Origin of the sequence: Salinisphaera sp. S4-8 (assembly GCF_040361235.1) — a bacterium.
GTDB lineage: Bacteria > Pseudomonadota > Gammaproteobacteria > Nevskiales > Salinisphaeraceae > Salinisphaera.
This window is the reverse complement of record NZ_APNF01000006.1, coordinates 1-26947: the sequence shown is the minus strand read 5'-3', so window position 1 is coordinate 26947 and position 26947 is coordinate 1. Positions and strand designations below refer to the sequence as shown.

Below are 26947 nucleotides of genomic sequence, written 5' to 3'. Positions count from 1 at the left end.
GGTTTTCTAGGCTTTGTCGGATGGATCAGGCAGGTTCGAGCCGGAGTCCGGGATGCCGCCCGTGCTCGGGTTCTCGGCATTCTGGGCCGCGGCCACGCGTTCGCTCGCCGCCTCGGCGCGTTCGGCACGTGCGCGCCGGCGTTCGCTGCTGCTTTTCTTGGGCGCGTAGTAGATCACCGTATCGCCCTCTTCCGGGCGCGGTGTGCCGCCCGCGGCATGAAACAGCACCGTGCTATCGGCATAGAGCGTGGCAATAATCACCGCATCGGCCGGACAATCGCGCCGAAAATCCTCGCGCGTATAGGTATCGGTCAGGCGCGTCTTGTAGAACTGCCAGCTCTGGAAATGCTTGCGCCAGAGTTCTTCGTACTGGGCGTTCTCGTGAAAAGCCGGACGCCCACGCAACGGACGGGCCACGACCTTGGACTCGTTGTCCTCGTCGGCGGCATACATCGGCAGCTGGAATACGCGATCGTGCTCGAGGCTGGTCACGAAATGCGAACACACCAGTGCGTTATAGGCATCGTTGCTGGTGGCAGCCAGCAGGCAGGATATTTCGTTGAGTTCCAGCGATTGCTGGATCTGGTCCGACAGCACCTCGCCGTAGAGCACGCGCACGCCCGCCAGACGCGCGGTACGCAGACGATGCCAGGATGAATCCACCAGCAGCACCTGCACATTGAGCTCGTTGGTGAGCGCTCGCGCGAGCTCGGTCGACCAGGGCGAGGCGCCGACGATAAGCACACCATTGGGCTCGGCCGACAGACGCAGCCAGCGCGATACGCGCCCAATCGAGAAGCCGTGCAGAATAACGGTCGAAAAGACGATGGCGAAAATCAGCGGCAACAGCTGCTCGGCGCCGCCATAGCCGGCCTCGACCATGCGCGGGCCGAACACACCCGCCACGGCGGCCGCCACGATGCCGCGCGGCGCAATCCATGCCACCAGGGTGCGGTCGCGCCAGTTCATGTCGGTGAACGCGGTCGCCAGCAATATGGCCACCGGCCGCACGACGAACACCACGGCGAACACGAGCGCGGCCGCATGCCAGTCCAGATGCAGCAACACGTTCGGGTCGAGATCGGCCGTGAGCACGATGAACACGGTCGACACCAGCAAAATGGTGATGTATTCCTTGAATCGGCGCAGCTCCGCCATGCCGGCAATCGAGAGATTGCCCATTACCATGCCCATGACCGTCACCGCCAGCAGGCCGGCTTCGGCAAAGAACTCGCTGGCTACGCCATATATCACGAGCACGAAGGCGAAGGTCAGCGGCGCCTTGAGATATTCCGGCACCCAGGTGTGATTGAACGCCCAACCCAGCGCCAGCGCGACGCCCCCGCCGAGCAGGAACGAGATCAGAATCGCCCAGCCCAGGTCTACGAATACCTGCGCGCCGTCGGCGGCATCGGCCCCGGCGAACACGAAATACTGAAACACCAACACCGCCAGCAACGCGCCGATCGGATCGTTGATGATGCCTTCCCATTTCAGATAGGAGGCCGTGCGCCGGTTGAGCCCGGCCTGGCGCAGCATGGGAATGATCACGGTCGGCCCGGTCACGATCAAAATCGCGCCGAACAGCAGTGACACCGCGATCGACAGCTGGCCGATATAGTAGGCGGCTGCCGTATACAGCGCCCAGGAAAGCACCGCGCCCACTGAAACCAGGCGTTTCACGCCCGACGCGGCCTCCTTGAACTCGTGCAGGCGCAGGCTCAGCCCGCCCTCGAACAGGATGACCGCGACCGCCAGCCCGACCATCGGCGACAAGACATCGCCAATATCCTCGGAGGGATTCACCACACCGAAGACCGGCCCCGCCAACACGCCACTGACCAGAAACAGCACGATCGCCGGCATGCGCAGCCACCAGGCGATCCACTGCGAGAACACGCCCAGGGCGACAATCGAAATCAGGATCAGGGAAAGATGATGTTCCATTCAGCGTTCGCTAGGCGACGCGGGGCGCGCATCGGAAACACGGGTAACCATAGCCGGCACGCGGCCGGCCCACAATGGCAACGTACGGGCAGTGGCCGCGCTCAGAGCGAATCCCAGCTGCTGCCCTTGCGCCGACGCCGGAACAGCGGCAGTACCAGCCCGATAATCACGCCGCCGATGAGAATCAGCGCGCCGATCTTCATGCCATCGCGCCGGCTTTGCAGGGCCGCGTTTTCGTGGCGCAGACGCTCGTTGTCGCTACGCATCGACAACAGCTCTTCGCGGTATTTCTCGTTTTCGTTGCTGATGCGTACCGCATCGGCCGACGTTTCGCGCAGCTGCTGCAGGCGCTGGGACAGCTCCTGATTCTCGTTCTGCAGGTTCGTCTTGGTCTCGGTCAGCTCTTCCGAGCCGCTGCGAACTTCGGAGAGCTGCTCCTTGAGCTGCTCGTTTTCCTGCTTGAACTTCTCGACCTGGGCCTGCATCGAGGCGATGCGCGTGCGCGCGGCCGGCTGATCGGACAAAAACCGGGTCAGCACATAACCGGTGGTGCCATCGGCAGTCCGTACCTGGGTCCAACCATTCGCCTCGGAGAGCGTGGTCAAGCGATCGCCGGCTTCCACCAGTTCGCTGATGCGATAGCCCGTGCCCGGGCCACGACGCATGTTGATCGACAACTCGTCGCTGACATAACGCGTGGCGGCAGTGGCAACGCTGCTGAACAGCATGATCCCGACAAGGCCGGCGAGCAGCCCGGATTGATAACGCATGAGAGGCCTTTCTTCGATTCAGGTTTCAGTCGTTCGAGCGTCGGCACGCAATCCGCGTGGCGCTAAGCACCACGGCGGTCGGCCAGCGCCCGAGTGTAGCAAACCCGTGCCGCGCTTCGACGCTCTTTTTAAGCGGGTGTCGCCAATGGCGCGAAACTGCCCCGCCTGCGACTGCATTATGGCTGCCCGCTCGTTAGACTACGCCGGTTTATCAGCAGCGGCGCGACCATGGAACTGACCGATATCGGCGCGAACCTCGCGCATGAAAGCTTTGCCGATGATCTGGACGACGTGCTGGCACGCGCCGAGGCGGCGGGCGTACGCCGGCTCGTGATCACCGGCAGCGATCTGGACAGCAGTCAGGCCGCGGTTGATCTGGCCGGGCGCTATCCCGGCCAGTGCTTCGCCACGGCCGGGCTGCATCCGCATCATGCCCTGGACTGGAGCCCGGCCCACGAACAACTCATGCGCGACAGCGCGAGCGCCCAGCGACTGGTCGCCATCGGCGAAACCGGGCTGGATTTCTTTCGTGATATCGCCCCGCGCGATGCACAGGAACGCGTTTTTGCGGCCCAGCTGGCCGTGGCTTGCGATCACGGCCTGCCGGTCTTTCTGCACCAGCGCGACGCCCATGCGCGCTTTCTGCCCATTCTGCGCGAGCATTTACCCCATCTCACGCGGGCGGTGGTGCACTGCTTTACCGACAGTGCTCAGGCACTCGATGCCTATCTCGACGCCGGCTGTTATATCGGGGTCACCGGCTGGATATGCGATGAACGCCGCGGGCGTGATCTCTACGCCAATGTGGCGCGTATCCCCGACGACCGCCTGATGATCGAAACCGATTGTCCCTATCTCATGCCGCGCACGATCCGGCCCAAACCCAAAACGCGGCGCAACGAACCGGCCAACCTGCCGTGGGTGGCCGAAACCGTCGCGGCCGCGCGTGGCCAGTCGGTAGCGCAGGTCGCGGCACTCACCCATGCAAACGCGGGCCGTTTTTTCGCGATCGAGGGCTCGGACGCGCAGGGGCAGTAGTACGGATAGTCGCAAGGGGGTGAAAGCCGTTATGCTGGTTTCACCACTTTCGAATCCAGAGATTCTCATGAGCCAGAGCGCCGAAACCGAAACCCTTAAAAAAGACATCGAACAACTGCGTAACGACCTGGCCGCGCTCGCGAAAAGCTACCGTGCCTCTGGCGAGAATCACGCCCAGGCCGGCCTCGATGCCGCCCGCGGCAAATACGACGAATTACGCCGCGAAGCCGGCCGTCATGCCCAGGACGTGGGCAGCGAAATCGAAGCCCGCCCGTTCACCAGCGTGCTCGCCGCTTTCGGTATCGGCCTCGTTCTGGGCAAGCTGATCGGCCGCTAGGCCATGGGCACCGTTAAAGAAAAGATCATTCAGGTACTCAGCCTGAATGTCGTGCTCTGGCTGCTGATGCTGCTGGTGTTCAGCGGCTTGCTGCTGTGTACCGCCGGCGTTTATCTATGGCTGGCCACGCATTACACGCAGGTCGAGGCACTGCTGCTTGCCGGCGGCGGGCTGATCGGCATCGTCGTGCTGTTGCTGATCGTGGTATTGCTGTCCAGACGCAGCACGCCGGCCCAGAAGCAGGCCCCAGCCAAGGCAAGCGCGAACAAGCCGGTGAACGCTTACGCCGACAACGCGATCGAACAGCAGCTACGCCCGATTCTCGGTAACCAGGCAACCGACTGGGCCAAGCGCAACAGTGGCGTGGCGATCGCCGGGGCGCTGACCGCCGGCGTGGTACTGGCCGCAAGTCCGCGTGCGCGCGCGCTGATCGCCGGTGCAGCCGGGCCGATCTTCACCCGTAAGGCCATGCAGATGTTCGAGCGCATGACTGATAGCTAACCGAAATGGCGCCGCGGGCATGTCGAAAGGCGGCATGTCGGCGGCGCCGGTCTACGAAGCGAACCCTAAAACCCGCGCGCACCAGATCGCGCGCGATGGCGTAACGCGTCGCTGGGCTTATCGGTTTGTTCGGCCCGACCTGCGTCGCCCGGCCTGAGTTGCATGGAGTACACCATTGCCCTTCAATCCTTCGGGCTTGGAATAGGAATGATTATCAGTTAGTTTTTAGCCGTTCATTCATTCCGTGTTGGCGTATTTACGATGAAGCCTGTCTCGATTCTCCCCCGTTGCGCGCTAATTGGCGCGGCGCTCCTGTTTGCTCAAACCGTATCTGCCCACGGCGACGATGCCCCCAGCGTGGCCGAGGTCGGCGAACATATCGGCGACTACGAAAATGAAATCGCGGACATGACCGATACCGTGGCCGCGATCGTCGCCGATTACGACAAAGGCGATTCGGTCGGCGAACGGGTCGACGAGCTGGTCGATACCTGGGAGAACGTCGAATTCCACGAAGCGGTCGAAACCCATGCGATGGTGCTCTACCCGCCGATCTGGACCGCGCTGGGCGGGCTGCGCGAAGCCGTGGACGAACCGGATGCCACCGCCGAGGTCCAATCCTGGCAGGCGCGTTTCGATCATGCCCTGCACGAAGGCGTTGGCGCCTTGAAGCTGGTGGCCGCACAAGGTGCCGCGGCACCGACCCCCAAACCCGCGGAACCGGCCGATGCCTCGACCATCGATATTATCAAACGCAATCTCGATACGGTGGTGGAACGCTATCGTTCGGGTGATGTCGAAGCCGCAAATACGCTTCTCCATCAGACCTATATGGAACGCTTTGAAGGTATCGAAGGAACCCTGATCGAAAGCGATGCCGATCTCGTGACCGACCTCGAAAAAGACTTCAATGCCACCCTGCCGCTGCTGATGGAAAAATCCGCTTCGCCCAATAAACTGGCCTCGGCGGTGGAATCCATGCAGGCCAAGCTCGACCGCGCCCAGACCATTCTCGACGAAGCGGCCGATAACAAACCGTCGGTGTTCTAGCCATGGATCGTCGCAGCCTGCTCAAAAGTGCGTTGGCACTTGGCCTGCTCGGCCCGGTAACCCCGTTGTGGGCGGCAGAAACGACGGCTGCGGCCGAGTCGGCCGACGACCTGCCGCCGCTGTCGGGCTCGCTGACGGTGTATCTGGGGCGCGGTGAAGGCGGACTCTATGACGATATCGTCGCCGCCATTCGCAAGCGCAACCCGGACCTCGATCTCAAGATCCGGCGTGCGCCCTCGGCGGCCCTGGCCAACACGCTGATCGCCGAATCCAAGGCGGGCGTGCGACGCGCCGATCTGTTCTGGTCGATCGATGCGAGTTCGCTGGGCGCAGTGGCCGCGCACGCGAAGACCACGCCCATACCCGGCGCGATCCAGCAGCACATCAAGCCCGATTTTCGCTACGACCAGTGGGCCGCGATCTCGGGCCGCCTGCGTACCGTGCCGTACAACCCTACGCGAATCGATCCAGCGCAGCTGCCTTCGCACATCATGGACTTCGCCGATACCGACCTGAAGATCGGCTGGGCGCCGGCCTATGGGGCGTTTCAGTCGTTCGTAACCGCCATGCGCCTGCTTGAAGGCGAAGATCGCACACGCGAATGGCTGCTGGGCGTCAAACGCCAGGCCAAGAGCTATGCCGGCGAACTGGGCGTAGTCATGGCGGTCGCCCGGGGCGAAGTGGACGTCGGCTTTGCCAATCACTATTACACCCTGCGGCTGAAAAAAGGCCAGCCCGATGCCAATGTGGCCCTGGCGCTTACGCAGAATGATGCCGGCAGCCTGGTCAATTCCTCCGGCGTACTGTTGCTCGACGACAATCCGCTGGCGCGCAATTTCCTGCGTTATCTGCTCAGTCGCGAGGTGCAGTCCTTTCTGGCCAGCCAGGCCTACGAGATTCCCATGGCCGCTGATGTGGCGCCGCCGGCCGGCCTGCCGGGCAAGATCCATCCGCCCGAAATCGATCTCACCCGCCTGAGCGATTTACAGCCGACCCTGGATTTGCTGCGCGAAACGCGCGTGCTATGAAGCGCGTGCCGCTGCTGTGGCTGGCTGCCGCCGTCATCGCGGCGGCCGCGCTCGCCCCCGTCGTCGTACTGGTATTCATGAGCCTGAATGCCGATGTGCTATTCGACGGGCGCAGTATCGAAATCCTGATCAACACCGGCCTGCTTGGCCTGCTCACGGTCGCCGGTGCTGTGATCATCGGCGTGCCGCTGGCGATCGTGACTACTTATACGGCCATGCCGCTGCGCCGGCTATGGGTGGCCCTGCTCGCCGCACCACTGGCCGTGCCCAGCTATCTGGGCGCATTCGCCTTCTTTGCTGCCTTCGGCCAGGGTGGCGAAATCGACGCGCTCATCGGCATCGCCACCCCGCGCGCCGAGGGGCTGATCGGCGCGACGCTGGTGATGACGCTCTATACCTATCCGTTCGTGTTCCTTGCCACGCGCGCTGCGCTGCAGACACTGGATGCCAACGTCGTCGATGCCGCGCGCACGCTCGGACTGCCATTGCCGGCCGCACTACTGCGTATCGTGCTGCCACGCGCCGCCAACGGTATCGCCGCCGGCGCGCTATTGGTCGCGCTGTATACCCTGTCGGATTTCGCGACCCCGGAGATCATGCACCTGGATACCTTCACCCGCATGATCTATGTCGAATACAACGCCTTCGGCCTGGATCGTGCGGCGTTGATGTCGTTGCAGCTGCTGGCCCTGGTGGTCTGCGTGCTGGTGCTGGAAGCGCGTATTCGCGTACGCCGCGAACGCCCGGGGCGCGTGCTGCGTTTGACGCTGGGCTGGCCGCTGCGCGTAGCGGCCACGCTGCTCGCGGTCGCGGTGCTCGCGGCCGCGTTGGTCCTGCCGATCGGAATATTCCTGCTCTGGCTGATACGTGAAGGCGGCGCCGGCTTCGAACTCGGCTATGCCCTCAATTCCGCCTACGCCGCGCTTCTGGTTGCCGGTGCGGCGGTCACCGTGGCCTTGCCGCTGGCCTATGCGGCAAGCACGGGCTGGTTCGGCAAGTTGTGTGAGCGCGCCAGCTATCTGGGTTTCGGTATTCCCGGCATCGTCATGGGCACGGCACTCGTCTATCTGGGCCTGCGTGTACCCGTGCTCTACCAGACGCTGGCGCTGATGGTCGCCGCACTCACCCTGCGTTTTCTGCCGCTGGCCGTGGGCAGCGTGCGCTCCAGCACCGAGCGCGTGGAATCGAGTCTGATCGGTGCCGCACGCAGCCTCGGCGCAACACCGGCCGAGGCTTTCAGGCGGGTCAGCCTGCCGCTGATTCTGCCCGGCATCGTGGCCGGGGCCGCGCTGGTATTTCTGGAAGCCATGCGCGAATTGCCGGCGACCCTGCTGCTTCGGCCGAACGAATTCGATACCCTTGCCACCTATCTCTGGCGTGTCTACGAAGCCGGTTACCTCGGGCGCGGCGCGTTGCCCGCCCTGGCGTTGATCGCCGTATCGGCAATTGCGCTCGTACTTATGCTTTCCGGCGAGGCACGCCGTCAGCGCACCCTCGGTGTGTAGACAGGACAACAGCCCATGCTAGAAATCGACAATCTGTCGATCCGTTATGACAATGCCCCGGCGGTCGAAGACTTCAGTCTGGCACTCGCGGACGACGAAATCGTAACCCTGGTCGGACCGACCGGGTGTGGCAAGACCAGCGTGCTACGCGCCGTCGCGGGCCTGATCGCCCCGTCCGCGGGCGAGATCCGTATCGGCGCCCACCGTATCGATGCAAAACGCCAGGTACCGCCGGAAAAACGCGGCGTCGGCCTGGTGTTTCAGGATTTCGCGCTGTTTCCGCATCTCAACGTTGAAGACAATATCGCCTTTCGCCTGAAGGACCGCGCGCCGGCCCGCCATTGGCTGCACACGCTGGGCATGGAAAAGCATCGTCATGCCATGCCCGATACGCTCTCCGGCGGCCAGAAACAGCGCGTGGCCCTGGCCCGCGCCCTGGCCCATGCGCCGTCGGTGCTGTTGCTCGACGAACCGCTGGCCAGCCTCGACGCCGCACTCAAGGCCGAACTGCGCTGGCAGATTCGCCAGGCCCTGAAGGCCGCGCGCGTACCGGCGATCTGGGTCACCCACGATCAGACCGAAGCGCTGTCGGTCGGCGATCGCATGGGCGTGATGCGCGCCGGCCGGCTCGAACAGCTCGACCGGGCCGATGTGTGTTTTCGCAAACCCGCGACCCGGTTCGTTGCCCGTTTTCTCGGCGATGCCGCCTTCGTGCCCGGCTGGATCGAGGCCGACCGCGTGCATACGGATCTTGGCGACACACCGCTGGATGACGCCCATTACGGCCACGGTGATCGCGTGGATGTACTGGTACGCCCGGACGATCTCGCACTTCGTCGTACAACTGACGGCAACAGTCGTATTGAATGGAGCCGCTACGAAGGCGAAACCCGACTGCATGGCGTTCGCCTCAAGCAAGGCGAGCAACTGCTCGTACGCACCAACCACGAAGATCGCTTCGAGGATGGCGAGTCGGTCGACATGCGCATCTGTGCCGGCCATGCGCTGGCTCTGTTCGAGCGCTCGGCACGCGAAGCGCGCGCTGAACCGGCATAAACTGAATTAACAAACAATAACTTATATCGCGTTTTTAATCGCGTTTCGATAGTTTAATCAATACCGCGCCCAGGAGCGCGCCGAGCAGCGTCAGGGCCGCACTCACGCCAAAGGTCAGGCGAAACGCATCCGCCGGACCGATCAACCAGCCGGCAACGGTCGGCCCGATCAGCTGGCCGGCGGCAAAGAATACGGTGACATAACTCACCGCCAGCGGTGCCTGATCGATATTCACCCGTTCCGTCGAGGCCGCCAGCGACGAGGTGAACATGCCGGTCACGGCCGCACCCAGAATCACGTAATGGGCGGCGAAGCCGAACAACGAAGGCGATAACACCGGCAACACGGTGCTCACGAACGCCAGGCTCATGGCCAGCGTCAGGCTCTGGGCGCGCCCGAGCCGATCGGACAGATTGCCCCAGAGCGGGCCGAACAGAATACCCAGCATTCCCATGAACGACGCCAGCGCCCCGGCGACATCGTCGTCAATATCCGCGGCCAGCGCATAGCTGTACATGAAGATGGCCTGCACGATATAGGTCATGCCAACGATGCCGTAGATCAGCCCGACGATCACGACATAGGGGTGACGAAAAACCGCCCGTCGCGCACGGCGGCGCTCGCTCACGCTCAGGGTATTGCCCGTGGGCTGGCGCCGCGGCGGGTCGTGCACGAATACCAGCGTGGCCAGTAGCGAAACCACGCCTACACCGGCAAACAGCAGCCACACATGGCGCCAGCCGTCGTCGGCATCGAGCTGGTTGAGATAGGGCACGATCCAGCCGGCGCACATCAGTCCCGTACCGACCCCGCTGTTGAGCAGGCCGATCACCAACCCGCGGCGGGCGGGAAACCAGGCCCCCATCAGCGAAATCAGCGGCGTATAGGCAAAGGCGGTGCCCATACCCAGCAACGCCATCAGGGCCAGCAGCGTGGCATAGTCGCTGGCCGCACTCAGCCCCGAGAAACCGACGATCACGAAGACCAGCCCCAACAGGATCGATCGACGCGCCCCGTGGCGCGCGGCAAGTGCGCCCGCGACCATCACCAGCGCCAGATAGCCGAGCGCCGTTGCGGTGCCCAGATGCCCGGCCTGCGTATTACTCAACGCCAGCGATTCACGCATGGCCGGCAGAATCAGGCCGAACGACAACCGCGCCAATGCCACGGTGACAAGCGTGACCGATACGCCACTGGCAATCAGCAAGACCGAGCGCGTATTCACCGGTTCACCGCCCGCGCGAATGAAAACGGCTGCGAATGGCACCGTTCATCAGTTAATGTAAAACAAAATGACATTCGACTATGGCACTGTAATTCATATATAAATTCGCCCACTTCAGGCGTTACGACCGCGACTCGTGACGGCTGTCGCGCGATGACTGAAATGACAGCGCGCTTGCAAACGCGGATACTCGACAGCGCGATCGCCCTTACCTCACGCGAGAAAACACGATGAAGAAAACGAGCTTGACTATCGCCCTGCTGGCAACCACTACAGTGCTTGCCGCCTGTGGCGGTTCCGATCATCCGCCGCACCATGGCAAGGCAGACGTGATCATGCCGCCGGCGTCGCCGTCGATTCATTTCAAGGTCAACGACGCCAACGGGAACACGCTCGATCTGCTGATCGAATGCGGTGAAAAGACACCGCTCAAGCAATGTGCGGATGTCAATGAAGACATCCTCGACAAGGTCGCCAAGATGCGTGAGAGCGCCGGCAAATAAGCCGTGCCTTGCAGCCGGGCATGACCAAACCGTCATGCCCGGTGGCCATGGCGCAGCCACTCAATGTCGCAACGCTTTCTTGTCGAGCTTGCCGACCGGCGTCAGCGGAATCTGGGCGACGATATGAATGGCCTTGGGCACCTTGTAGGCGGCCAGGTGTTCACGACAATACGCCATGATCCTGGCTTTCACATCGGCCACCGGCTGCGCCTGCCCGGTTTCGGATAACTGGACATACAGGTTGACGATATCGTTGCCGGGGCGTTGCGCGTCGGCACTGCCGATCACCGCTGCCAGCTCGATTTCCGGCAAGCCCTTGAGTACGTTCTCGACCTCGACCGAGAACACCTTGTAGCCGCCGACGATGAGCATGTCCTTGCTGCGATCGCAGATGGTGATATAGCCATCGGCATCCATACGCGCGATATCGCCGGTATAGAAAAAGGTCTTGCCGTCGTATTCGCGCAGGGCCCGCGCTGTTTCCTCGGGCAGACCCAGATAGCCATCAAAGACCTGCGGCCCATGGGCGATCAACTCGCCCGGCTCGTCGGTTGCCATGGGTTCGCGACCGGTTTGCGCATCCACGATACGAATATCGGTACCCACCACCGGCAGGCCCACCGTACCTGGCCTGGCCCGACCGAGCGGATTCATCGTCAGTACGGGGCTGGTTTCGGTCAGGCCATAGACCTCGCAAAAGCGCCCTTCACCGACGATCGCCTCGATTCGCGGAATAAGCTCGGGCGGCATTGGCCCGGCGCCGGACAGCGCAATCTTCAGATGCGAAAAATCCACGTCGGCAAACGCCGGCTCGTTCAGCAGCATCTGATAAAGCGTGGGTACATTCCCAAACAACGTCGGCGGATAACTCTGCATCGCCTGACAGAAGGATTTCAGATCGCGCGGGTCGGGCACCACGATCAGCCGTGCCCGCTGGCGGAGCCCGGTCAGGCATACGCCGAGCCCGGCGACATGAAAATACGGAAACACGGAGGCGAAGGTTTCCGCGCCCAATTCGTAATCGACCAGACGCTCGGTCTGGGCAGCATTGGCCTGCACGTTGGCAAGCGTGAGGGCGGCGCCTTTCGGGCGTCCCGTTGTGCCCCCGGTGTACTGAATGAAAACCACATCGTTCAAGCCGATATCGCTGACCACCGCTTCGTCGCTGGCGGTCTTGACCGCTGGCCAGAACGCGACCAGGGGAAGCTGGCGTGTTTTGGGCAGCGTGAATTTCTCCACCTTGCCCAGCAGATGGGCGAGCGTTTTCTTCCATGCCGGCAAAAAGTCGATCGGCGAGCATACGATCACGGCCTTGAGATCGTGCAGCGCCCCATCGTTGGGTGCGAGTGCGCTCTCGTAAAGCCGATCCAGCGTAACCAGCACCCGAATATGCGCATCGCTCACCTGGTAGGCCAGCTCCGGCGCGCTGAGTAGCGGCGACACGCCCGACACCGGACAGCCGAGCTTGGAGGCCGCGACCAGGCTGATGACATACTGCGGCGTATTCGGTAGATGGATACCGATCACATCGCCGCGCGTCACACCCTGCTCGATAAGTACGTGTGCGAAACGGTTGGCCCAGCGATCGAGCGCACCATAGCTGATGGATACGCCCAGATATTCCATGCAGGGCGCCTGCGGGGCGTCACGCGCATGCGCTTGAACAATCCGGGCCAGACTGCGCGTATCCAGTGTGGGCATCTGCAGCGCGTCGCCACCATCGGTCCGGCTCGCGAATTCATTCGCTTGGACGGCCATCGTCTCCTCCAGGGTGTTTCATGAACACCGTTTTTATTATGTTCGCGACACGGACATCGGGCATTGGCCAGAGCGCGCCGGTTTTTTATGAGTGTTCGATGTCGCGCGCGCCTCGTCAAGCGCTCTGGCGTTTTGCATCTCGCATGACGCTTCGCGCTCCGAGAAGCGGACGTTAGCGTAGCGATCGGCTCGCGGGCAGCGGCGGCTGACGGGCGATAACCGATCGTGAATAACGGACTTTTTTCGATCGGCGCGACAACTAAACCGGAACTGCGATCGGCCGATAACGCTTGGCGATGACTGTGCCTCGACCCTCACTATCGCTACGCCCTAGCAGGACTGCACGACTTGACCCCGATTACCTACCACCTGGCGCCTATCGTGCTCGCGGTCGTGATATCGAGCGTGACCTGCTATGCCGCGATCGACATACTCAGCCGGGTACGACGAAGCCATACCCGCGCCAAATCGGCGTGGCTGATTGCGGGCGCCTGTGTGCTGAGCACCGGGGTCTGGTCAATGCATTTCATCAGCATACTGGCCGTCAAACTACCGTTTACCCTAGGCCACGAATTCGATCTGACGTTCCTGTCGTGGCTGGCCACCTTCGTTGCTGCCCTGCTGTTCTTTGTCGTTGCCAGCCGTCCGACGCTTAGCTACACCGCAACCCTGGCCGCTGCCCTGCCGATAGCCGCCGGCGCCTGGACCCTGTTTTATCTCGGCAATCTCTCGCTCCAACTCGAACCCGCAATCCACTATCACGCATTGGCGACCGCGGGTTCGGCACTGGCCATGTATATTCTGGTGGTCGCGGGCCTTCGGATCGTGCATCGTCTGACCGCGACGGATCGTGCGCTGCACGTGCCCCTCGTTGCCGCCTCGTCGCTTGGCCTTGGGATCGCGCTGGCGCTATGCCACCACCTGGGGCTGTCGTCACTGCGTTTTCCCGGCGAGGCGATAAGCACGGGCAGCGTATCGCTCGACCCTTTCTGGCTATCCTTGCTGGTGTCTTCGTCGACGCTTTTTCTCATCGCGCTGGGCGTGTTTGCCGCGCTGCTGGATCGCCAGCTCGATCGTCAGACCGCGGACCTGGTCACGTCGTTGCGTAAGGCCAATGCGCAACTGCGCTACCGCAGCCACTACGACACGCTCACGGGTCTGCCCAACCGCGCCAGCGTCTACGAACGCATACAAGCCGCAACCGCAACACCGGATCACAACCGCAGCAGCGCGTTGCTCTATATCGATCTCGACGGCTTCAAGCTCATCAACGACAGTCTCGGCCATGCCGTAGGCGATATGCTGCTGCAACGCGCCAGCGACATGTTGTGCAAACTCGCCGTCGAGCAACACATGCTCGGGCGCATCGGTGGCGACGAGTTCCTGCTACTCATGGAAGATGTCGACGAGCCCGAAACCGCCGAAGCGTTCGCACAAAATCTGCTGGCCGAGCTGGCACAGGTGAGCGAGCGCGGCGCGACCCTGTCGGCCAGCATCGGCATCGCGCTGTTCCCGACCGACGCGGCCGATGCCACCGCGCTGATCACGGCGGCCGATCTGGCGATGTATACCGCCAAGCGCGCCGGCAAGAACCGCGTACGCCGCTACCTGCCGAGCATGGGCCTCAAGCAGGCCGAGGCTTTTCAGATACAGGACGAACTGCGTGCCGGCATCGATAACGACGAACTCGTGGTCTACTACCAGCCCAAATACCGGACCGCCGACGGCGGCCTGGCCGGCGCGGAAGCGCTCGTGCGCTGGCAGCATCCCACCCGTGGATTGGTCAGCCCCGGCCTGTTCATCGAGGTCGCCGAACGTAGCGGCCTGATCAACGATCTGGAGCTATGTGTCATCGATCAGGTCTGCCGCCAGATCCGGCGCTGGCGCGCGGCCGGTTTCCAGGTGCCACCGGTATCGATCAACCTTTCGGTTGCGCGGCTGCTCGACGAGCGCCTGATCGACCAGATTCGCAGTGCGCTGGCGCGCCATGAACTCACCCCGGACTGCCTGATACTCGAAATCACCGAAACCCTGGCCATGGAAGAGTTCGAAACAGCGACCCGGGTTCTGGGCCAGCTCAGCGATCTGGGCATCCGGATCGCACTCGACGATTTCGGTACCGGCTATTCGAGCTTGTCCTATCTGCAGAAACTGCCGATTCATCAACTCAAGGTCGACCGCTCGTTTACCGCCAGTCTCGACGATGCCACATCCACGACTCATAGCGAGATCGTGAAGCTCATCATCAATCTTTCCCACGTGCTGGGGATCACGGTAGTCGCCGAAGGCGTGGAAACGCGTAGCCAGCAGCGCTATCTCACCCAGGCCGGTTGCGACGAGCTACAAGGCTATCTGCTGGACCGGCCCATGCCGGCCGAGGAATACGCACGACGTCTGAGCGACGCACCCGATCACCGGGGCGTCGCCGCCCAGCCAGCACAGGGGCCGGCGGTCGGCGCGAAGGACACCCCGCTACGATCCGACCTCAGGCAGGCGATCATGCCGTAAGCGGCAAATCGGGCCATGGTATAGGCGTCTATTTCCCCTGAGCCTGCCATCGTGCCGCCCGGATTCGCGGGCCGAAACCGAACGGCGCACCTATCCTGTCGAGATCGCGGCGATAAAAAAGGGCCGATCGCAGCACGATCGGCCCTTTCTAGCCTTGACGCATTTTAGCAGGCGGCTACATCACGCCGAGAAACCACAGGATGGCCACGACGATGACCACCAGGCCAACCAGATAGATAATATTGCGCATGAGTTCTCCGAATATGCGTAGCGAGATCACGATATGTGACCGTTAGGCATGGTATCAGCTGGCACCGGTCAATCGCAGTTTTCCCAAATGAAGAAACAATAAATTACAGCGCTCTCCCGGCGAAGACGCGCTGCTAAGCAACCCAGCCCGCACGGCATCAGACCGCGCACAACGCGGCGCGACCATCGGCTGCACGCTAGGGCCAGGGATACGGCGCGACCGGCAGATCGCGGGCATTAAGCTCCTGCACGACACGGCGACGCGCCTTGACCACATCGGGGATCGACAAACGGCGCAGGCGCGCGACCTCGTCGGCACTGAACGCGGGCACCGGATCGTTGGCCGGCGCCTCGGCCCAGCGTGCAAAGATATAGTTCATCACCGCCGCGATATCGGCATTGTCCAAGCCGGAACCCACCACGCCGGGCACATGCATGAGGTAGGCACGGCCCGCCTCGAGGCGGCCGAAGGAGCCGACATAGCCGCGCAGGTCGGGAATACCGCCACGCAGGCTGCCCGACCCGTCGGCGCGATGACAGCCGCTGCAATGAATCAGGTACTGCGTCGCCGGGCCCGGCGACGCGTGTACGGGCACGTAAAACCCCACGCTCGCCATCACAACGGCGCCTACAAGGGCGCGGCCTGCGACAGCGCAGACAAGTCGCCGCGTCGCACCTGAAGACCTACACACACGCCTGCGCACCGCCGCTGTCAGCATGCGTCGAACCGCCTGCGCATAACGGACCATGCGTACCGTCCAGAAAGCCGGCGCGGCCCAACGACTAAGCCCGACGTATTTCACGGTGCGCGCTCGATCGAAACGCAACGGCGTCGGCCGCGGCCAGTGCTCGGCGGTTCGGCACCCAGGTACCTCAGCTCGCATCAGGCGGCAGGCGCGTCGTCCACCTGGCCGACCAGCACCGCGACCGTGCAGTGATAGCCCATCGACTTGTTGGCCATGCACCAGTTGATATCGTTATGCAGACTCATCTGGTAGCCGGGGCGTTCGCGGGCGCTGTTCACGCATTCCGTCCCGGTACAACTGGCCTTGCCGCAGCAGTCGTTGTAGGACACCACGTAGTCCTTGCCGTCGGTCGGGTTGCGACAGGTACCGACCCACGACACCTTCGACGCCTCCGCGCCGGGCGGGCAGCTGGTGAGTGTACCGCCACAATCGTTGCAAAGATTGCCGTCGATGGCGCAGTAGCGCCAGTAGTCACAGGCGGTCGGATCATCGTCCTGGAGCTTGCCACCATTGGGCGTGGCTGCGATCGCACGCCCGCCCTGATCGAACGGCAACACCGGCAACAATGCCGTACCCGCCATGAACAGCGCCGCACGACCGATGAAGCTGCGCCGGCTGTAGCGCTGCGCCGCGTGGCGCATCATGCGTTCGGCACTGGCATCGGTCTTGGCGGTCAGCGCATCGAGTAGTCGTTTCATGGGATATCCTCGTGGATTGAGTGCGCCGTAACGATCAGCGCGCGGCGGCGCCCTGCTCGTTGTCGCCGATATAGTTCTGAATGGAAGCCACGCCCATGTCATGGGCATTGAACAGGCTTTCGAGCTGTTCGCGGGTGTTGACCAGGCCTTTCGCGCGCACCGCGCCCTGGCGATCGAGCACCACCGCATAGGGCAGACGGGCCACGCGATAGCCCAGCCCCAGCTCGGTCGACAACACATAGTCGAAGTCGGTCAGGCGCGCGTTGTCGATGAATCGGCGCTGCTTGTCTTCGTCGCCGTCGCTTGCGAGCACCACGGCCAGCCAATCGCCCTCGCTGGAGCGGATCGAACGCAGAATGGGAATGAGCTTCTTGCAGATTGGACAGGTGGGTGACACGAAGAACACCAGTGTGGCCTTGTCCTGCGGCGCGCCGATGGACACCGTGCCGCCGTTGAGACTTTCGAGGGCGAACTTCGGCGACTGCTCACCGACTTTGGGGCCGGAGTCATTCATCAACGCGCCCATCGGGGCGATACGCTCGTAGATCACGCCAATCTGGCGCGCGAGCACGATAAAGCCGAAACACAGCGCCAGAAACGCCAGGCCGAGGAACACCACGGCAAAGGTCAGAGCAGTCATAGCGGTCCTCGTTTTTTCAGAAACACGCGATTGGCATTGAGCTGTTCGAACAGCAGATAGATAGCCAGGGCAAAAACACCCGCAGCGATGGCAACAGCCCGATCCGCCACAGCCAGCGGCCCGGGCACCACGCCCGCGGCGAACAGGGCCAGTACGATCAGCGCCGCATTACGCCAGAGCAGCGATGCGCTCAGCATTTGTGGCGCGCCACCACAGCCGCACTCGATACGGCTGTGCCCACGCGCGAGATTGATACCGATCGCCACGCCATAGCCGGCAAACAGCAGCGCGCAGCCCACCAAGCCCGCGGTGCGGGTAAGCGGCAACGCTACGCCGGCCGCAAGGATGAATTCGATCGCCACCAACAGGCCCGACACCGGCACCACCCAGGCCTGGGGTAGCAGTCGGTAGTCGGCAACGAAGCCCTGCAGCTCGACAACATCAAGCGCCTTGTGCAATGCGGCGCGTAATACCACCAGCAGCACGAATACGCCGGCCGCAGCGCTGGCGAGTTCCCCCATCGCGGTCATTGCGCGCTCGTGCGCGCTGGCGCGGTCATCAGCGACGTGGTCCAGCCCACGCGCTCGTCGGAGTCGGTCTTTTTGAACTTGAAGCCGTCGTCGCCCGCGGTATAGACATCGACACTGGACTCTTCTTCATTGGAGCCATACAAGGTCGGGCGCTCACCCTGGCTGGTCGCGATTGCCACCAGATGCGGCGCCTTCGAGCGGGAGAGGAGTTTTTCGTCCGCCAGACTGTAGGCCCATATCTGTTCCGACATATCCTTGTGGCTGCCTTCGTAGGCATCGGAATGCACGATCATGAACAGCATGTCGTTGGCGGCGTTATAAGCCGTCACGCCGTAGCCGCCTGGCGCCCAGTCACCATCCACACCCTCGGTCACGGCGAGTTTTTTGACCAGCTTTGCCTTGTCGCCGCTATCGTCGACGACATACAGATTGCCGTTGAAGGACGTGAACACGAGATGTCCGTCCTGCGTGCGTACCGAATGCAGATAGAGGGCGTCGGCCTCGACGTTGAAGAATTTGTCCGACGGCGTTGCCCCGGGATCCTGTTCGTCCACGTCGTAGCTGTTGAGCGTGCCCGGGCCGCACAGTGTGGTGAACCGATGACCTTCGGCGCTCGGATAAATCCCATAGCAGCCCGGGGTCGGGATCTCCTTGAGAACGCTCATGTCGTCGACCGAGACCACCGTGACCGAGGTGCCCGGCGTGGCGTTCTGGACATACACATACTTGCCGTCGGCACTGATCTCGATGAGATGCTCCATGCCGATCGCCTTGACCGCCTTGTTCGGCACTTCCACTTCGGCCACCGGCTTGAGCGTGTCGATGTCGAATGCCTGTACGACGCTATGGATCGGGCCATAGGTATAACGCTCCATGTAATCGGAGAGCGTATAGACCCGGCTGTGATCCGGGCTGACGATCAATTGCGAGGTCAGGCCCATCGACAACAGGCCCTGGTAATCCAGTCCGTCCTGCGAATAGACATGGATACGGCTGGCACCGTCCCAGCTCGCCTGGTTGACCAACACCAGCGGCCCCTCGGCAATGCCCTGCTCGACCGTGAAGGTTTCCGGTTCGAACGCCGATGCCTTGGTGGACGTGTCGGTATCGTCGGCGGCGGCCACCGCGCCGGCGAACGTCAACGCACACACGACGGCAGTCGCGGTTTGGCGTGCAAGCCTTTGAAATCTCGTCGCTGTCATCGCATGACCCTGGTAAAACGGCAGTCGCTAGCCCATTGCAAAAGCCGGGCCATGTACGCCAGAGCGCATAGCGCCGCATCACGCGGCTGCGCTTGTCGTCTGACTGCCCCCCAATGGTTCGACTGCGCCCCGTATCGGACACCGGCTGCACAAAGGCTGTGCAATACACCTGCTTTGCCCCGGCATTGCCTCGGCACGAACTTTTCCGGATAGCCGGACGCCGACCCGGCTCGCCACAATGGCCGCCGCGCGCTGACGAAAAGCGTGGCTTGTCGCCTGCACCCAGCGTTGACGTGATCGCACAACGCATGCCCTCTGCCATCGGTTCAATATCGACCGCGCGATAGACACGAGGCGTACGATGCCTCTGTGCGAACACAGCTTGGCAACGGTCGCAACACCTGCGTGGGCAGACCGCTGCCCGGGCCAGCGACCAGCCTGTATCATGCATTCAATGGCGCCAATCCCGGCGCGACCGTCTCAAGGAGCCCCCATGGCCAGCAACGTTGCCGAAATCGTCGTCGAGACGCTTACCCAAGCCGGCGCCAGGCGCTGCTATGGCGTGGTGGGCGATACCATCAACCACTTCACCGACGCGATCCGGCGCTCGGAGATGGACTGGGTGCATGTGCGCCACGAGGAAGTCGGCGGTTTCGCGGCCGGCGCGGAAGCCTTCATCACCAACGAACTGGCCTGCTGTGCCGGCACCTGCGGCCCGGGCAGCACCCATTTCGTCAACGGCCTGATCGAATCGCACCGCAACGGCGCGCCGGTGGTATTCATCGCCTCCCAGGTCGCGACCGCGGAAATGGGCGTGGGCTTTCCGCAGGATGTCGACCAGCGCCCGATCTATGCCCAATACAGTGTCTTCTGCGAGTATGTATCGAGCCCGGAAAACGCCCGCCGGCTGACCGCGATCGCGGCCCAGAAAGCCCTCAACGAAGGCGGCGTAGCCGTACTCATCGTACCCGGTGATCTGTTTACCCAGAAGCCGGCCGATAGCCTGCCCTATCGCACCCTGCGCTTCGATCCGGTACTGCGCCCCAACGACGCCGACCTCGACGCCATCGCCGCCAAGCTCGATGCTGGCAAGAAAGTATCGATCTATGCCGGCTATGGCTGTCGCAACGCCCACGATGAACTGATCGCCCTGGCCGACAAGCTGGGCGCACCGATCGCCTGGACATCGCGAGCCAAGGATTTCGTCGAATACGACAACGAACTCGAAGTGGGCATGACCGGTGTCTTCGGCCTCGAGGGCGGCTACAAGGCGGTGTCGGAATGCGACACTCTGCTGCTACTGGGCTGCAACTTCGCCTGGGCGCAGTTCTATCCGGAAAACGCCACCATCATCCAGGTCGACACCAATCCGGGGCAGATCGGCCTGCGTCACCCGATCGATATCGGCGTGGTCGGCAGCACCCGCGATACCTGTGCGGCGTTGATCGACCGGGTTCAGAAAAAGACCGATCGCGACTGGGTCAACGATTGTCGCAAGACCTATCTCGACGCACTCGACCATGCTGCGGCCCAATCGGACTACGACGACCTGATCCACCCGCAGGAACTCACCCTGCTACTCGACGAATACGCCGACGACGATGCCGTATTCACCGCGGACGGCGGCAGCCCGATGGTCTGGTGTCTGCGTCATATCCGGGCCAACGGCAAACGCCGTACCCTGCCCAGCCTGGTGCACGGCACCATGGCCAACGCCTACCCGCAGGCGCTGGGTATCGCCAAGGCGTTGCCACAACGCCAGGTCATCGCCATGTGCGGCGACGGCGGGCTGAGCATGCTCATGGGCGATCTGCTTACGCTTGTGCAGGAGCAAATCCCGGTCAAGTTGGTCGTGTTCAACAACAGCTCACTGGGCTTCGTGGAGATCGAGCAAAAGGTCGAAGGCCTGCTCGATGCCTATACCGAACTCAAGAACCCGGATTTCGGCCGTCTCGCCGAGGCCATCGGCCTGTGGGGTCGCAAGATCGAGAAGAAGCACGATCTCGCCGATGGCGTGCGCGACCTGCTGGCCCACAACGGCCCGGGTATTCTCGATGTGAAGGTCAATCGCATGGAACTGGTCATGCCGCCGAATATCGAGCCCGGCCAGGTCGCCTCCACCGCCCTGTATTCGACCAAAGCGATATTCTCCGGCCGGATGGATGAGGTCATCGATCTCGTACGCAACAATTTCGGGCGCCGCTGATTGGCAAGGGGGCCCTTGATCCCGGATGAGATTCGGCCGCCTGATCAGACCGGCATGTGGTCCGCGAATGCACGTAAAGAAACGCGAATAAAGCGAAAACCGGATAGATTGAAGCGCTATGTCGTTGCGCTTCCAGCCTCATGCGCAACTTGGCACGCCTCAACAGGAGGCATGAGCAGTGCTCATGCCGTCCCGTCGTCGCTGGACCGCCACCGGGCCGGTTCGTTGTGTTCCGGCCCGGCGTCTTACGCGAAGTCCGGCGCTTCAGGCGACGGTGAAGCGTGACACCGCCTGTTGCATGCGCCCGGCGTTGGATTCCAACACGCTCGAGGAGGCCGCTGCCTCTTCGACCAGCGCCGCATTCTGCTGGGTCACCTGGTCGATCTGGCTCACGGCCTCGCTGATCTGACCGATACCCGAGCTTTGCTCCTGCGAGGCCGCCGAAATTTCGGAGATCAACGCGCTGACGCGGTGGGCGTCGGCTTCTATCGAGCGCATGGTTTCATTGGCCTTGTCGACCAGTTCCGTACTGCGGCCCACCTGCGCGGCAGAACCATCCACCAGTTGGCTGATATCGTGCGCGGCATCCGCCGAGCGTTTGGCGAGCTGGCGCACTTCGCTGGCCACCACGGCGAACCCGCGGCCGTGCTCGCCTGCGCGCGCGGCTTCCACCGCGGCATTGAGCGCCAGCAGGTTGGTCTGGAAGGCAATACCGTCGATCATCTCGATGATCTGCGCCATTTGTTGAGAGCTGTCGCGCACGGCGTGCATGGCGCTGACCACATCGGACATCACGCCCCGCCCCTGTTTGAGCGATTCATCGGTACGTTCGGATAGCGATTTCACTTCCCGTGCGTTATCCGCATTCTGGCGTACCGTAGCCGACAACTGCTCCATGCTCGCCGCCGTCTGCTGTAGCGACGCGGCCTGCTGCTCGGTACGCGACGACAGCTGGGTGTTGCCGGCCGCGATCTCGCGGGCACCGCTATCGACCGACGCCGCGGTATCGCGAATCATCGCCACCACCTCGGCCATGTCGGCACGCATATGCTCGATTGCCTGCAAAAGACTGCCCTCGGGGGCATCGCGCCTATCGTGGCCCGAACTGAAATCACCCGCCGCCATGGCCTGGACCTGGCGTCTTGCCGCATCGGGCTCGCCACCGATATCGCGATAGATGCCCCGGCCCACGCGCCAGAACACCAGCGTAACCAGCGCACCAATCGCCCCCAGCAGCGCCAGGTTGATCAGCAACGAATGGCGGATCGCCGCGTTGACGTCTTCGATGTACACGCCCGAGCCCACGAGGACATTCCACGGCTCGAACAGCCGTACATAGCTGACTTTGGCGCTCGGCGCCTCGCCCTTGTTGCGCTCCCATTGGTAATCGACGAACCCGCCACCGTTCATGCCTGTTTCAATGAGCTCTCGAAACAGATACTTGCCGCTGGGATCCTGGAAATCCAACATGGGCTTGTCCGGCCCAATCGTCGGATGACTGGCGAGAAAGCCCTCGGGCTTGACCGCGAAGACATAGTTGGTTTCGTCGAAACGCAGCGTACGCAACTGTGCGTAGGCCATTTCGCGTGCCTGTGCCGGCGCCATTTCGCCGCGCTCGACCCGCTGTTCGTAGTCGGCCAACAGGCTCGTGGCATAGTCCACGATCTGCTGCACGCCCATGCGGCGCTCCTGCAACATCGCAGAGCGCTCGAACACGCTGATGACCAGCACGCTCGCGATCATGCCCACCCACATGAGCAATAGAATCAACCCGAGCTTGTGGCGCAACGCCAATGGCTTTCGCCGGCGTTGCGTCGGCGACGCACTGTGTTCGTGGGTATGGGCGTCGGCGGTGTCTGCCGGCAACCCCAGTTGGTCTGCAACTACGGCCATTGATTTGTACTCGCTAGGTTCGATTACACCAATCGTCTATCGAACTTTCGGCAGCGAGCCGAAGGCCTTTAGCACCGGCCGGCGGTTTTTCCATCGCCACGTGCTAGACCTTTGAACGCAAAGCGATCAAAACCGCCTGCAATCGGCGACAGCGCAGCGCCCAGGCGCACGGCCATGGCCTCAAGGCCCCACCAGGGGCCGTTTCTTCAGCCCGGCGTGCGACCGTCGATGACGGTCAGCGCGGCGAGCTAACCCGTGCGACCGAGCCGTTTTCGCATTCGCACGTTGTCGATCGCCACACCGCGGCGTATGGGCGTTTGCGCCTGTACGCACTCGAAACCCCAGACGTCGAAAAACGCCACCGCCGCCAGGCTGACATTCGAATAAAGCCGGTCCAACGCTCGTTCTCGGGCTGTTTGATGCAGGGTGTGCATCAATGTATTGCCAATACCACGCCGCGCGAAATCGCCGTGCACGAAAAAGTGGTCGATATAACCGTCGGACTGCAGATCGGCATAGCCCACTGCTCGGCCATCGATTTGGGCAACGAACGGCGCGATCGTATCCAGATGGGCCGCCCAGGCATCGCGGCCGAGCTCGGCCGGCGCCCATGCGGCGATCTGGGCTGGCGTGTAATAGGTTGCGGCCGTGCCGTGTACTGCCGAATAGAAGATATCGAACAACGCCGGCGCATCGTCGGGCCGGTAGGTACGAATCTCGACCCCGCCACGATCATCCACCGCCGCTACAACCGGTTGGGCGCGGCCGGGCGCTGGGCGCGACTTGCCCGGGCGTGACGGCTGATCTCACGGGCGATTTCGGCCAACAGGGCACTCGGCAGACAATGCCCCAGCGCGGGTATTTCGATACAGCGGGCCGCGGGGAACAGATCGGCGATATGGGTACCGTGCGGTGGCGGATTGAGCGGGTCCTGGCCGCCCTGTATCACCAGACACGGAACCTGGGCATGGGCCAGCGCCTGCCCGCGCTCGAGCGGAATCGGCGCGGCCTGCCCGTGGTTGGCCGGCTGCTGCCAGTACCCGGCATGTTCGATACAACGTTGTTCGCGCGCACGCCAGTCGGCGGCGTCGAAAGCGAGCATGTCGCCACACAACACCCGCCATTCCGCGACACGGCGGGCCAGTTCCGCTTCGCGTGTCGCACTGGGCTCGGCGCGGGCGGCCAGCACCGCCAGCACGTCCTTATCCGGCAGCGGCAAGCCATCGGGCGAGGGCTCTCCTGGGAACGCCCGCCCGATATTACCGACGAAATCCACATCCAGCGCGGCGCCACACATCACGGTAAGGCTGTGCAGCCGCTCGGGGTAATCAAGCGCCAACACCTGCCCCAGCGTGGCGCCGATCGACAGGCCCACCACATGGGCGCGCTCGACCTGCCAGGCATCGAGTACCGCGATCGCATCGTCAGCGAGCGCCTGCAAACTGTAAGGCGCACTTTCGAATTCCAGGCATGTCGAGCGCCCGGTATCCCGGTGGTCGTAACGCAACACCTGAAACCCGCTGGCCACCAGCAGGTCGACGAATTCGTCCGGCCACATCATGGCCGAGGCGTTGGCGCCCGCGATCAACAGTATCGTTTCATCAGCGTTCGAGCCGGCGCATTCGCTCCAGAGCGCGCGCTGCTCCACGGCTACGAATTGTTCAGCCATCCGATTCCTCTACAAATACTTCGACGATTAACGGCCGTGCGTCATGCGTTGCCCTCGGCCGCCCAGACGGCCGCCAGCAGTACATCAACCGCAGCCAACGGGTGCCAGTCGTTGTGCAACCGCGCCTGCTCGGCGCAACAATCCACGACCAGTTCCATCATCGCAGGCCGCCGATCGCCCGGATATTTTCTCAGCTGCAAGCTGACGCGGGCCGTGGACAACCAGCGAAGACCTTCGACCGACCAATGCCGATCGGCGGGCGACCACAACACCCGGCCCGATCGGTTATCGACAATAGCGGGGTGATAAATCCAGTGCGACGCACCCGCTTCCCAGGGCGTTGCATGGACCGCGTAATGGCCATCGGGCGAATCGGTGATTTCGATATCGGCTTGCAAAACGTCGGCGAATCATCCCGCTCAGCGGCCTATTATCGGTCGGTTTATTGTCTTGGCCCAGCATTATCGGCATTACCCGCGTGCTAGCTTGCTTACGGGTACCGCCGGCCATGGGCGTCGAAAAGCACCGCTGCAATCGGTCGCGCGGCTTACTGGGCGGGGGTGTCACTGGCGGCGAAATCGAAAGCTGCCAGCTCAGCGGCCGTGAGTTCGGCCCCTTCATGCACGGCCGTCGCGTGCGCACCGCTTACGAAACACAACTCGCGCAGCGCGCGATATTCCACCTGCGTCAGCCCGCCTTCGAACTCGCCCAACGGATGAATCACCGCCGCGATACGAGCTCGCAGCAACCAACGTCTGGGCAGGCGCGTCCACGCCCATGTTCCGACGATGAGATCGCTCCCGACCGGCGCCATCTCGCCCCGCGAAGTGCCGCCCGAATCGGGCATTGCGTTGGAAATACCGCTTAAGACCAACAGGCTGGCAATAACAACAGGTCGCAGAAAATTCATGCTCTCCCCCGATAGACGCACATCGAACCCGGCAAAACCAAGTCGCCTGTTTATTATGACCATTCGACGTGGCAGACGCATTAATCGGCTTACTACTTGAGTCGCGCCGATACGGCTGGTTGCGCCGAAATCCCTATACAGATTTGGCAATCCCCACTGCCGGCCTAACTATTGCTGAGTTCCGCATACTGCCCTCGCGGATTCGGTTCCACCTCCACTCTGGCACGGCTGCTCAATCTTTCTCGGGTTTTGCGAGCAACGCGCGAAACATCTTCTCGGCTTCGGCCATACCGTCGTCCGATAAAACCACCGACTTCGCCTTCGTTCTTGGGTTACTAATCAACCCTCGTTCGTATAGCCGATCGGTCGCTTCCCAGGGAAAGCCCTTCCATGCCCGCCTATCGTCGTGCAGCGTCAAGTACAGCAACGCGAGCACGGCCGCGTCGATTTTATCGTCATCAGGTTCCATAAGCGGACATTACCGCGTCCGCTCAGCAAGATCCAAATCGGCTCGAACCGATTCCGAGCGCCTCAAAGCGCTGCGGGTGACCGGCGCCACATGTGGCAATGCAAGACCTTACCCTAATTGCCACTTATCTAGAAGATTCACGATTTTCGGAATAGAGCTAGCATCCGCGCGGTATTTCAACAGGTAGAGCAGTTCACCTATTTCGCTGCGAGTGCTCTCCCACTGGTCATGCCCAAACTCGTTTGGCCCAAGATAGGTACTGCTTAGTGTATGTACATCAAAGGCAAGCCCCTTATTCCAATTTCCTTCTAGCTTTATAGACATATCGGAATCTCCCTCTTCCAGCTTCTAACGCCGAAGCTCAGTTGCCGACCGAAGCGCGGCAGCGCTTTGGGCGGTCAACTGCAGAGTTTTGTTAGATTTTTTCTTCATGAAAGTACCGACCTTCTAGGGCGCTGCTGAAATAGCGCCCAAATCTCGATGCGAAGCCCGACCAGCCAAGCGTATTC

Annotated in this window: 26 protein-coding genes; 10 read left to right on the top strand and 16 right to left on the bottom strand. The window is 62.5% G+C overall.

The window, feature by feature from the left end; translation table 11 throughout:
- Nucleotides 1-6 precede the first annotated feature (6 nt).
- Nucleotides 7-1947, bottom strand: a complete 1941-nt coding sequence (locus S4A8_RS10395; RefSeq protein ID WP_353220096.1) for a cation:proton antiporter — start codon at nt 1945-1947, stop codon at nt 7-9.
- A 101-nt stretch (nt 1948-2048) separates the two neighbouring features.
- Nucleotides 2049-2717 (bottom strand): TIGR04211 family SH3 domain-containing protein, encoded by a 669-nt coding sequence (locus tag S4A8_RS10390; RefSeq protein ID WP_353176148.1) that lies wholly within the window; start codon nt 2715-2717, stop codon nt 2049-2051.
- 228 nt (nt 2718-2945) lie between these two features.
- On the opposite strand from S4A8_RS10390, the gene S4A8_RS10385 reads away from it, so the two are divergent.
- The 7 genes from S4A8_RS10385 (at nt 2946) to S4A8_RS10355 (ending at nt 9232) form a co-directional block, all read left to right on the top strand.
- Nucleotides 2946-3755 carry a TatD family hydrolase gene (locus S4A8_RS10385; RefSeq protein ID WP_353220095.1) on the top strand — a complete coding sequence of 270 codons (810 nt, stop codon included), beginning with the start codon at nt 2946-2948 and terminating at the stop codon, nt 3753-3755.
- A 67-nt stretch (nt 3756-3822) separates the two neighbouring features.
- On the top strand, nt 3823-4092 hold the full coding sequence (locus S4A8_RS10380; RefSeq protein ID WP_353176152.1) for an ElaB/YgaM/YqjD family protein: 270 nt from the start codon (nt 3823-3825) through the stop codon (nt 4090-4092).
- Between the two features lie 3 nt (nt 4093-4095).
- Nucleotides 4096-4593, top strand: a complete 498-nt coding sequence (locus S4A8_RS10375; protein WP_353176153.1) for a hypothetical protein — start codon at nt 4096-4098, stop codon at nt 4591-4593.
- A 357-nt stretch (nt 4594-4950) separates the two neighbouring features.
- Nucleotides 4951-5643 carry a hypothetical protein gene (locus tag S4A8_RS10370; RefSeq protein WP_353220094.1) on the top strand — a complete coding sequence of 231 codons (693 nt, stop codon included), beginning with the start codon at nt 4951-4953 and terminating at the stop codon, nt 5641-5643.
- Between the two features lie 2 nt (nt 5644-5645).
- Nucleotides 5646-6671 carry a substrate-binding domain-containing protein gene (locus S4A8_RS10365; RefSeq protein ID WP_353220093.1) on the top strand — a complete coding sequence of 342 codons (1026 nt, stop codon included), beginning with the start codon at nt 5646-5648 and terminating at the stop codon, nt 6669-6671.
- On the top strand, nt 6668-8176 hold the full coding sequence (locus tag S4A8_RS10360) for an ABC transporter permease (protein ID WP_353220092.1): 1509 nt from the start codon (nt 6668-6670) through the stop codon (nt 8174-8176). Before S4A8_RS10365 ends, S4A8_RS10360 begins: the two co-directional genes overlap by 4 nt.
- A 15-nt stretch (nt 8177-8191) precedes the next feature.
- Complete coding sequence (locus tag S4A8_RS10355) at nt 8192-9232, top strand: ABC transporter ATP-binding protein (RefSeq protein ID WP_353220091.1); 1041 nt, start codon at nt 8192-8194, stop codon at nt 9230-9232.
- A 34-nt stretch (nt 9233-9266) separates the two neighbouring features.
- Here the strand turns inward: S4A8_RS10355 and S4A8_RS10350 are convergent, their stop codons facing one another.
- Nucleotides 9267-10499 carry an MFS transporter gene (locus S4A8_RS10350; protein ID WP_353220090.1) on the bottom strand — a complete coding sequence of 411 codons (1233 nt, stop codon included), beginning with the start codon at nt 10497-10499 and terminating at the stop codon, nt 9267-9269.
- A 188-nt stretch (nt 10500-10687) separates the two neighbouring features.
- Here S4A8_RS10350 and S4A8_RS10345 point away from each other — a divergent pair, with 188 nt between their 5' ends.
- Nucleotides 10688-10960 carry a hypothetical protein gene (locus S4A8_RS10345; RefSeq protein WP_353220089.1) on the top strand — a complete coding sequence of 91 codons (273 nt, stop codon included), beginning with the start codon at nt 10688-10690 and terminating at the stop codon, nt 10958-10960.
- 60 nt (nt 10961-11020) lie between these two features.
- Here the strand turns inward: S4A8_RS10345 and S4A8_RS10340 are convergent, their stop codons facing one another.
- Complete coding sequence (locus tag S4A8_RS10340) at nt 11021-12718, bottom strand: class I adenylate-forming enzyme family protein (RefSeq protein ID WP_353220088.1); 1698 nt, start codon at nt 12716-12718, stop codon at nt 11021-11023.
- A 348-nt stretch (nt 12719-13066) separates the two neighbouring features.
- Here S4A8_RS10340 and S4A8_RS10335 point away from each other — a divergent pair, with 348 nt between their 5' ends.
- Nucleotides 13067-15226, top strand: coding sequence for a putative bifunctional diguanylate cyclase/phosphodiesterase (locus tag S4A8_RS10335; protein ID WP_353220087.1), 2160 nt, complete (start codon nt 13067-13069; stop codon nt 15224-15226).
- Nucleotides 15227-15672: 446 nt separating this feature from the next.
- On the opposite strand, the gene S4A8_RS10330 is transcribed toward S4A8_RS10335, so the two are convergent.
- From S4A8_RS10330 to S4A8_RS10310, 5 genes are all read right to left on the bottom strand, one after another.
- A complete protein-coding gene (locus S4A8_RS10330; protein ID WP_353220086.1) occupies nt 15673-16071 on the bottom strand; it encodes a cytochrome C in 399 nt (132 codons plus the stop codon).
- A gap of 287 nt (nt 16072-16358) precedes the next feature.
- Entirely contained in the window at nt 16359-16919 is a 561-nt protein-coding gene (locus S4A8_RS10325) for a methylamine dehydrogenase light chain (RefSeq protein WP_353220085.1), read from the bottom strand.
- Nucleotides 16920-16953: 34 nt separating this feature from the next.
- Nucleotides 16954-17559: a methylamine dehydrogenase accessory protein MauD gene (gene mauD, locus S4A8_RS10320; RefSeq protein WP_353220084.1), complete on the bottom strand. Its 606-nt coding sequence runs from the start codon at nt 17557-17559 to the stop codon at nt 16954-16956.
- The gene (locus S4A8_RS10315) at nt 17556-18089 is read right to left on the bottom strand and encodes a MauE/DoxX family redox-associated membrane protein (RefSeq protein WP_353220083.1); all 534 of its coding nucleotides are present in this window, start codon (nt 18087-18089) and stop codon (nt 17556-17558) included. The genes mauD and S4A8_RS10315 overlap by 4 nt, the downstream gene beginning before the upstream one ends.
- A complete protein-coding gene (locus S4A8_RS10310; RefSeq protein WP_353220082.1) occupies nt 18086-19291 on the bottom strand; it encodes an amine dehydrogenase large subunit in 1206 nt (401 codons plus the stop codon). The genes S4A8_RS10315 and S4A8_RS10310 overlap by 4 nt, the downstream gene beginning before the upstream one ends.
- Before the next feature lie 493 nt (nt 19292-19784).
- On the opposite strand from S4A8_RS10310, the gene S4A8_RS10305 reads away from it, so the two are divergent.
- A complete protein-coding gene (locus S4A8_RS10305) occupies nt 19785-21497 on the top strand; it encodes a thiamine pyrophosphate-dependent enzyme (protein ID WP_353220081.1) in 1713 nt (570 codons plus the stop codon).
- 264 nt (nt 21498-21761) lie between these two features.
- Here S4A8_RS10305 and S4A8_RS10300 read toward each other — a convergent pair whose 3' ends face one another.
- From S4A8_RS10300 to S4A8_RS10270, 7 genes are all read right to left on the bottom strand, one after another.
- Nucleotides 21762-23390, bottom strand: a complete 1629-nt coding sequence (locus tag S4A8_RS10300) for a methyl-accepting chemotaxis protein (protein WP_353220080.1) — start codon at nt 23388-23390, stop codon at nt 21762-21764.
- Nucleotides 23391-23638: 248 nt separating this feature from the next.
- On the bottom strand, nt 23639-24130 hold the full coding sequence (locus S4A8_RS10295) for a GNAT family N-acetyltransferase (protein WP_353220079.1): 492 nt from the start codon (nt 24128-24130) through the stop codon (nt 23639-23641).
- 5 nt (nt 24131-24135) lie between these two features.
- On the bottom strand, nt 24136-25059 hold the full coding sequence (locus S4A8_RS10290; RefSeq protein WP_353220078.1) for an alpha/beta fold hydrolase: 924 nt from the start codon (nt 25057-25059) through the stop codon (nt 24136-24138).
- 41 nt (nt 25060-25100) lie between these two features.
- On the bottom strand, nt 25101-25457 hold the full coding sequence (locus S4A8_RS10285; RefSeq protein WP_353220077.1) for a hypothetical protein: 357 nt from the start codon (nt 25455-25457) through the stop codon (nt 25101-25103).
- A 149-nt stretch (nt 25458-25606) separates the two neighbouring features.
- The gene (locus S4A8_RS10280) at nt 25607-25969 is read right to left on the bottom strand and encodes a hypothetical protein (RefSeq protein ID WP_353220076.1); all 363 of its coding nucleotides are present in this window, start codon (nt 25967-25969) and stop codon (nt 25607-25609) included.
- Nucleotides 25970-26201: 232 nt separating this feature from the next.
- Nucleotides 26202-26438, bottom strand: a complete 237-nt coding sequence (locus S4A8_RS10275) for a DUF6429 family protein (protein ID WP_353220075.1) — start codon at nt 26436-26438, stop codon at nt 26202-26204.
- A gap of 108 nt (nt 26439-26546) precedes the next feature.
- Nucleotides 26547-26762, bottom strand: coding sequence for a hypothetical protein (locus tag S4A8_RS10270; RefSeq protein ID WP_353220074.1), 216 nt, complete (start codon nt 26760-26762; stop codon nt 26547-26549).
- Nucleotides 26763-26947 lie beyond the last annotated feature (185 nt).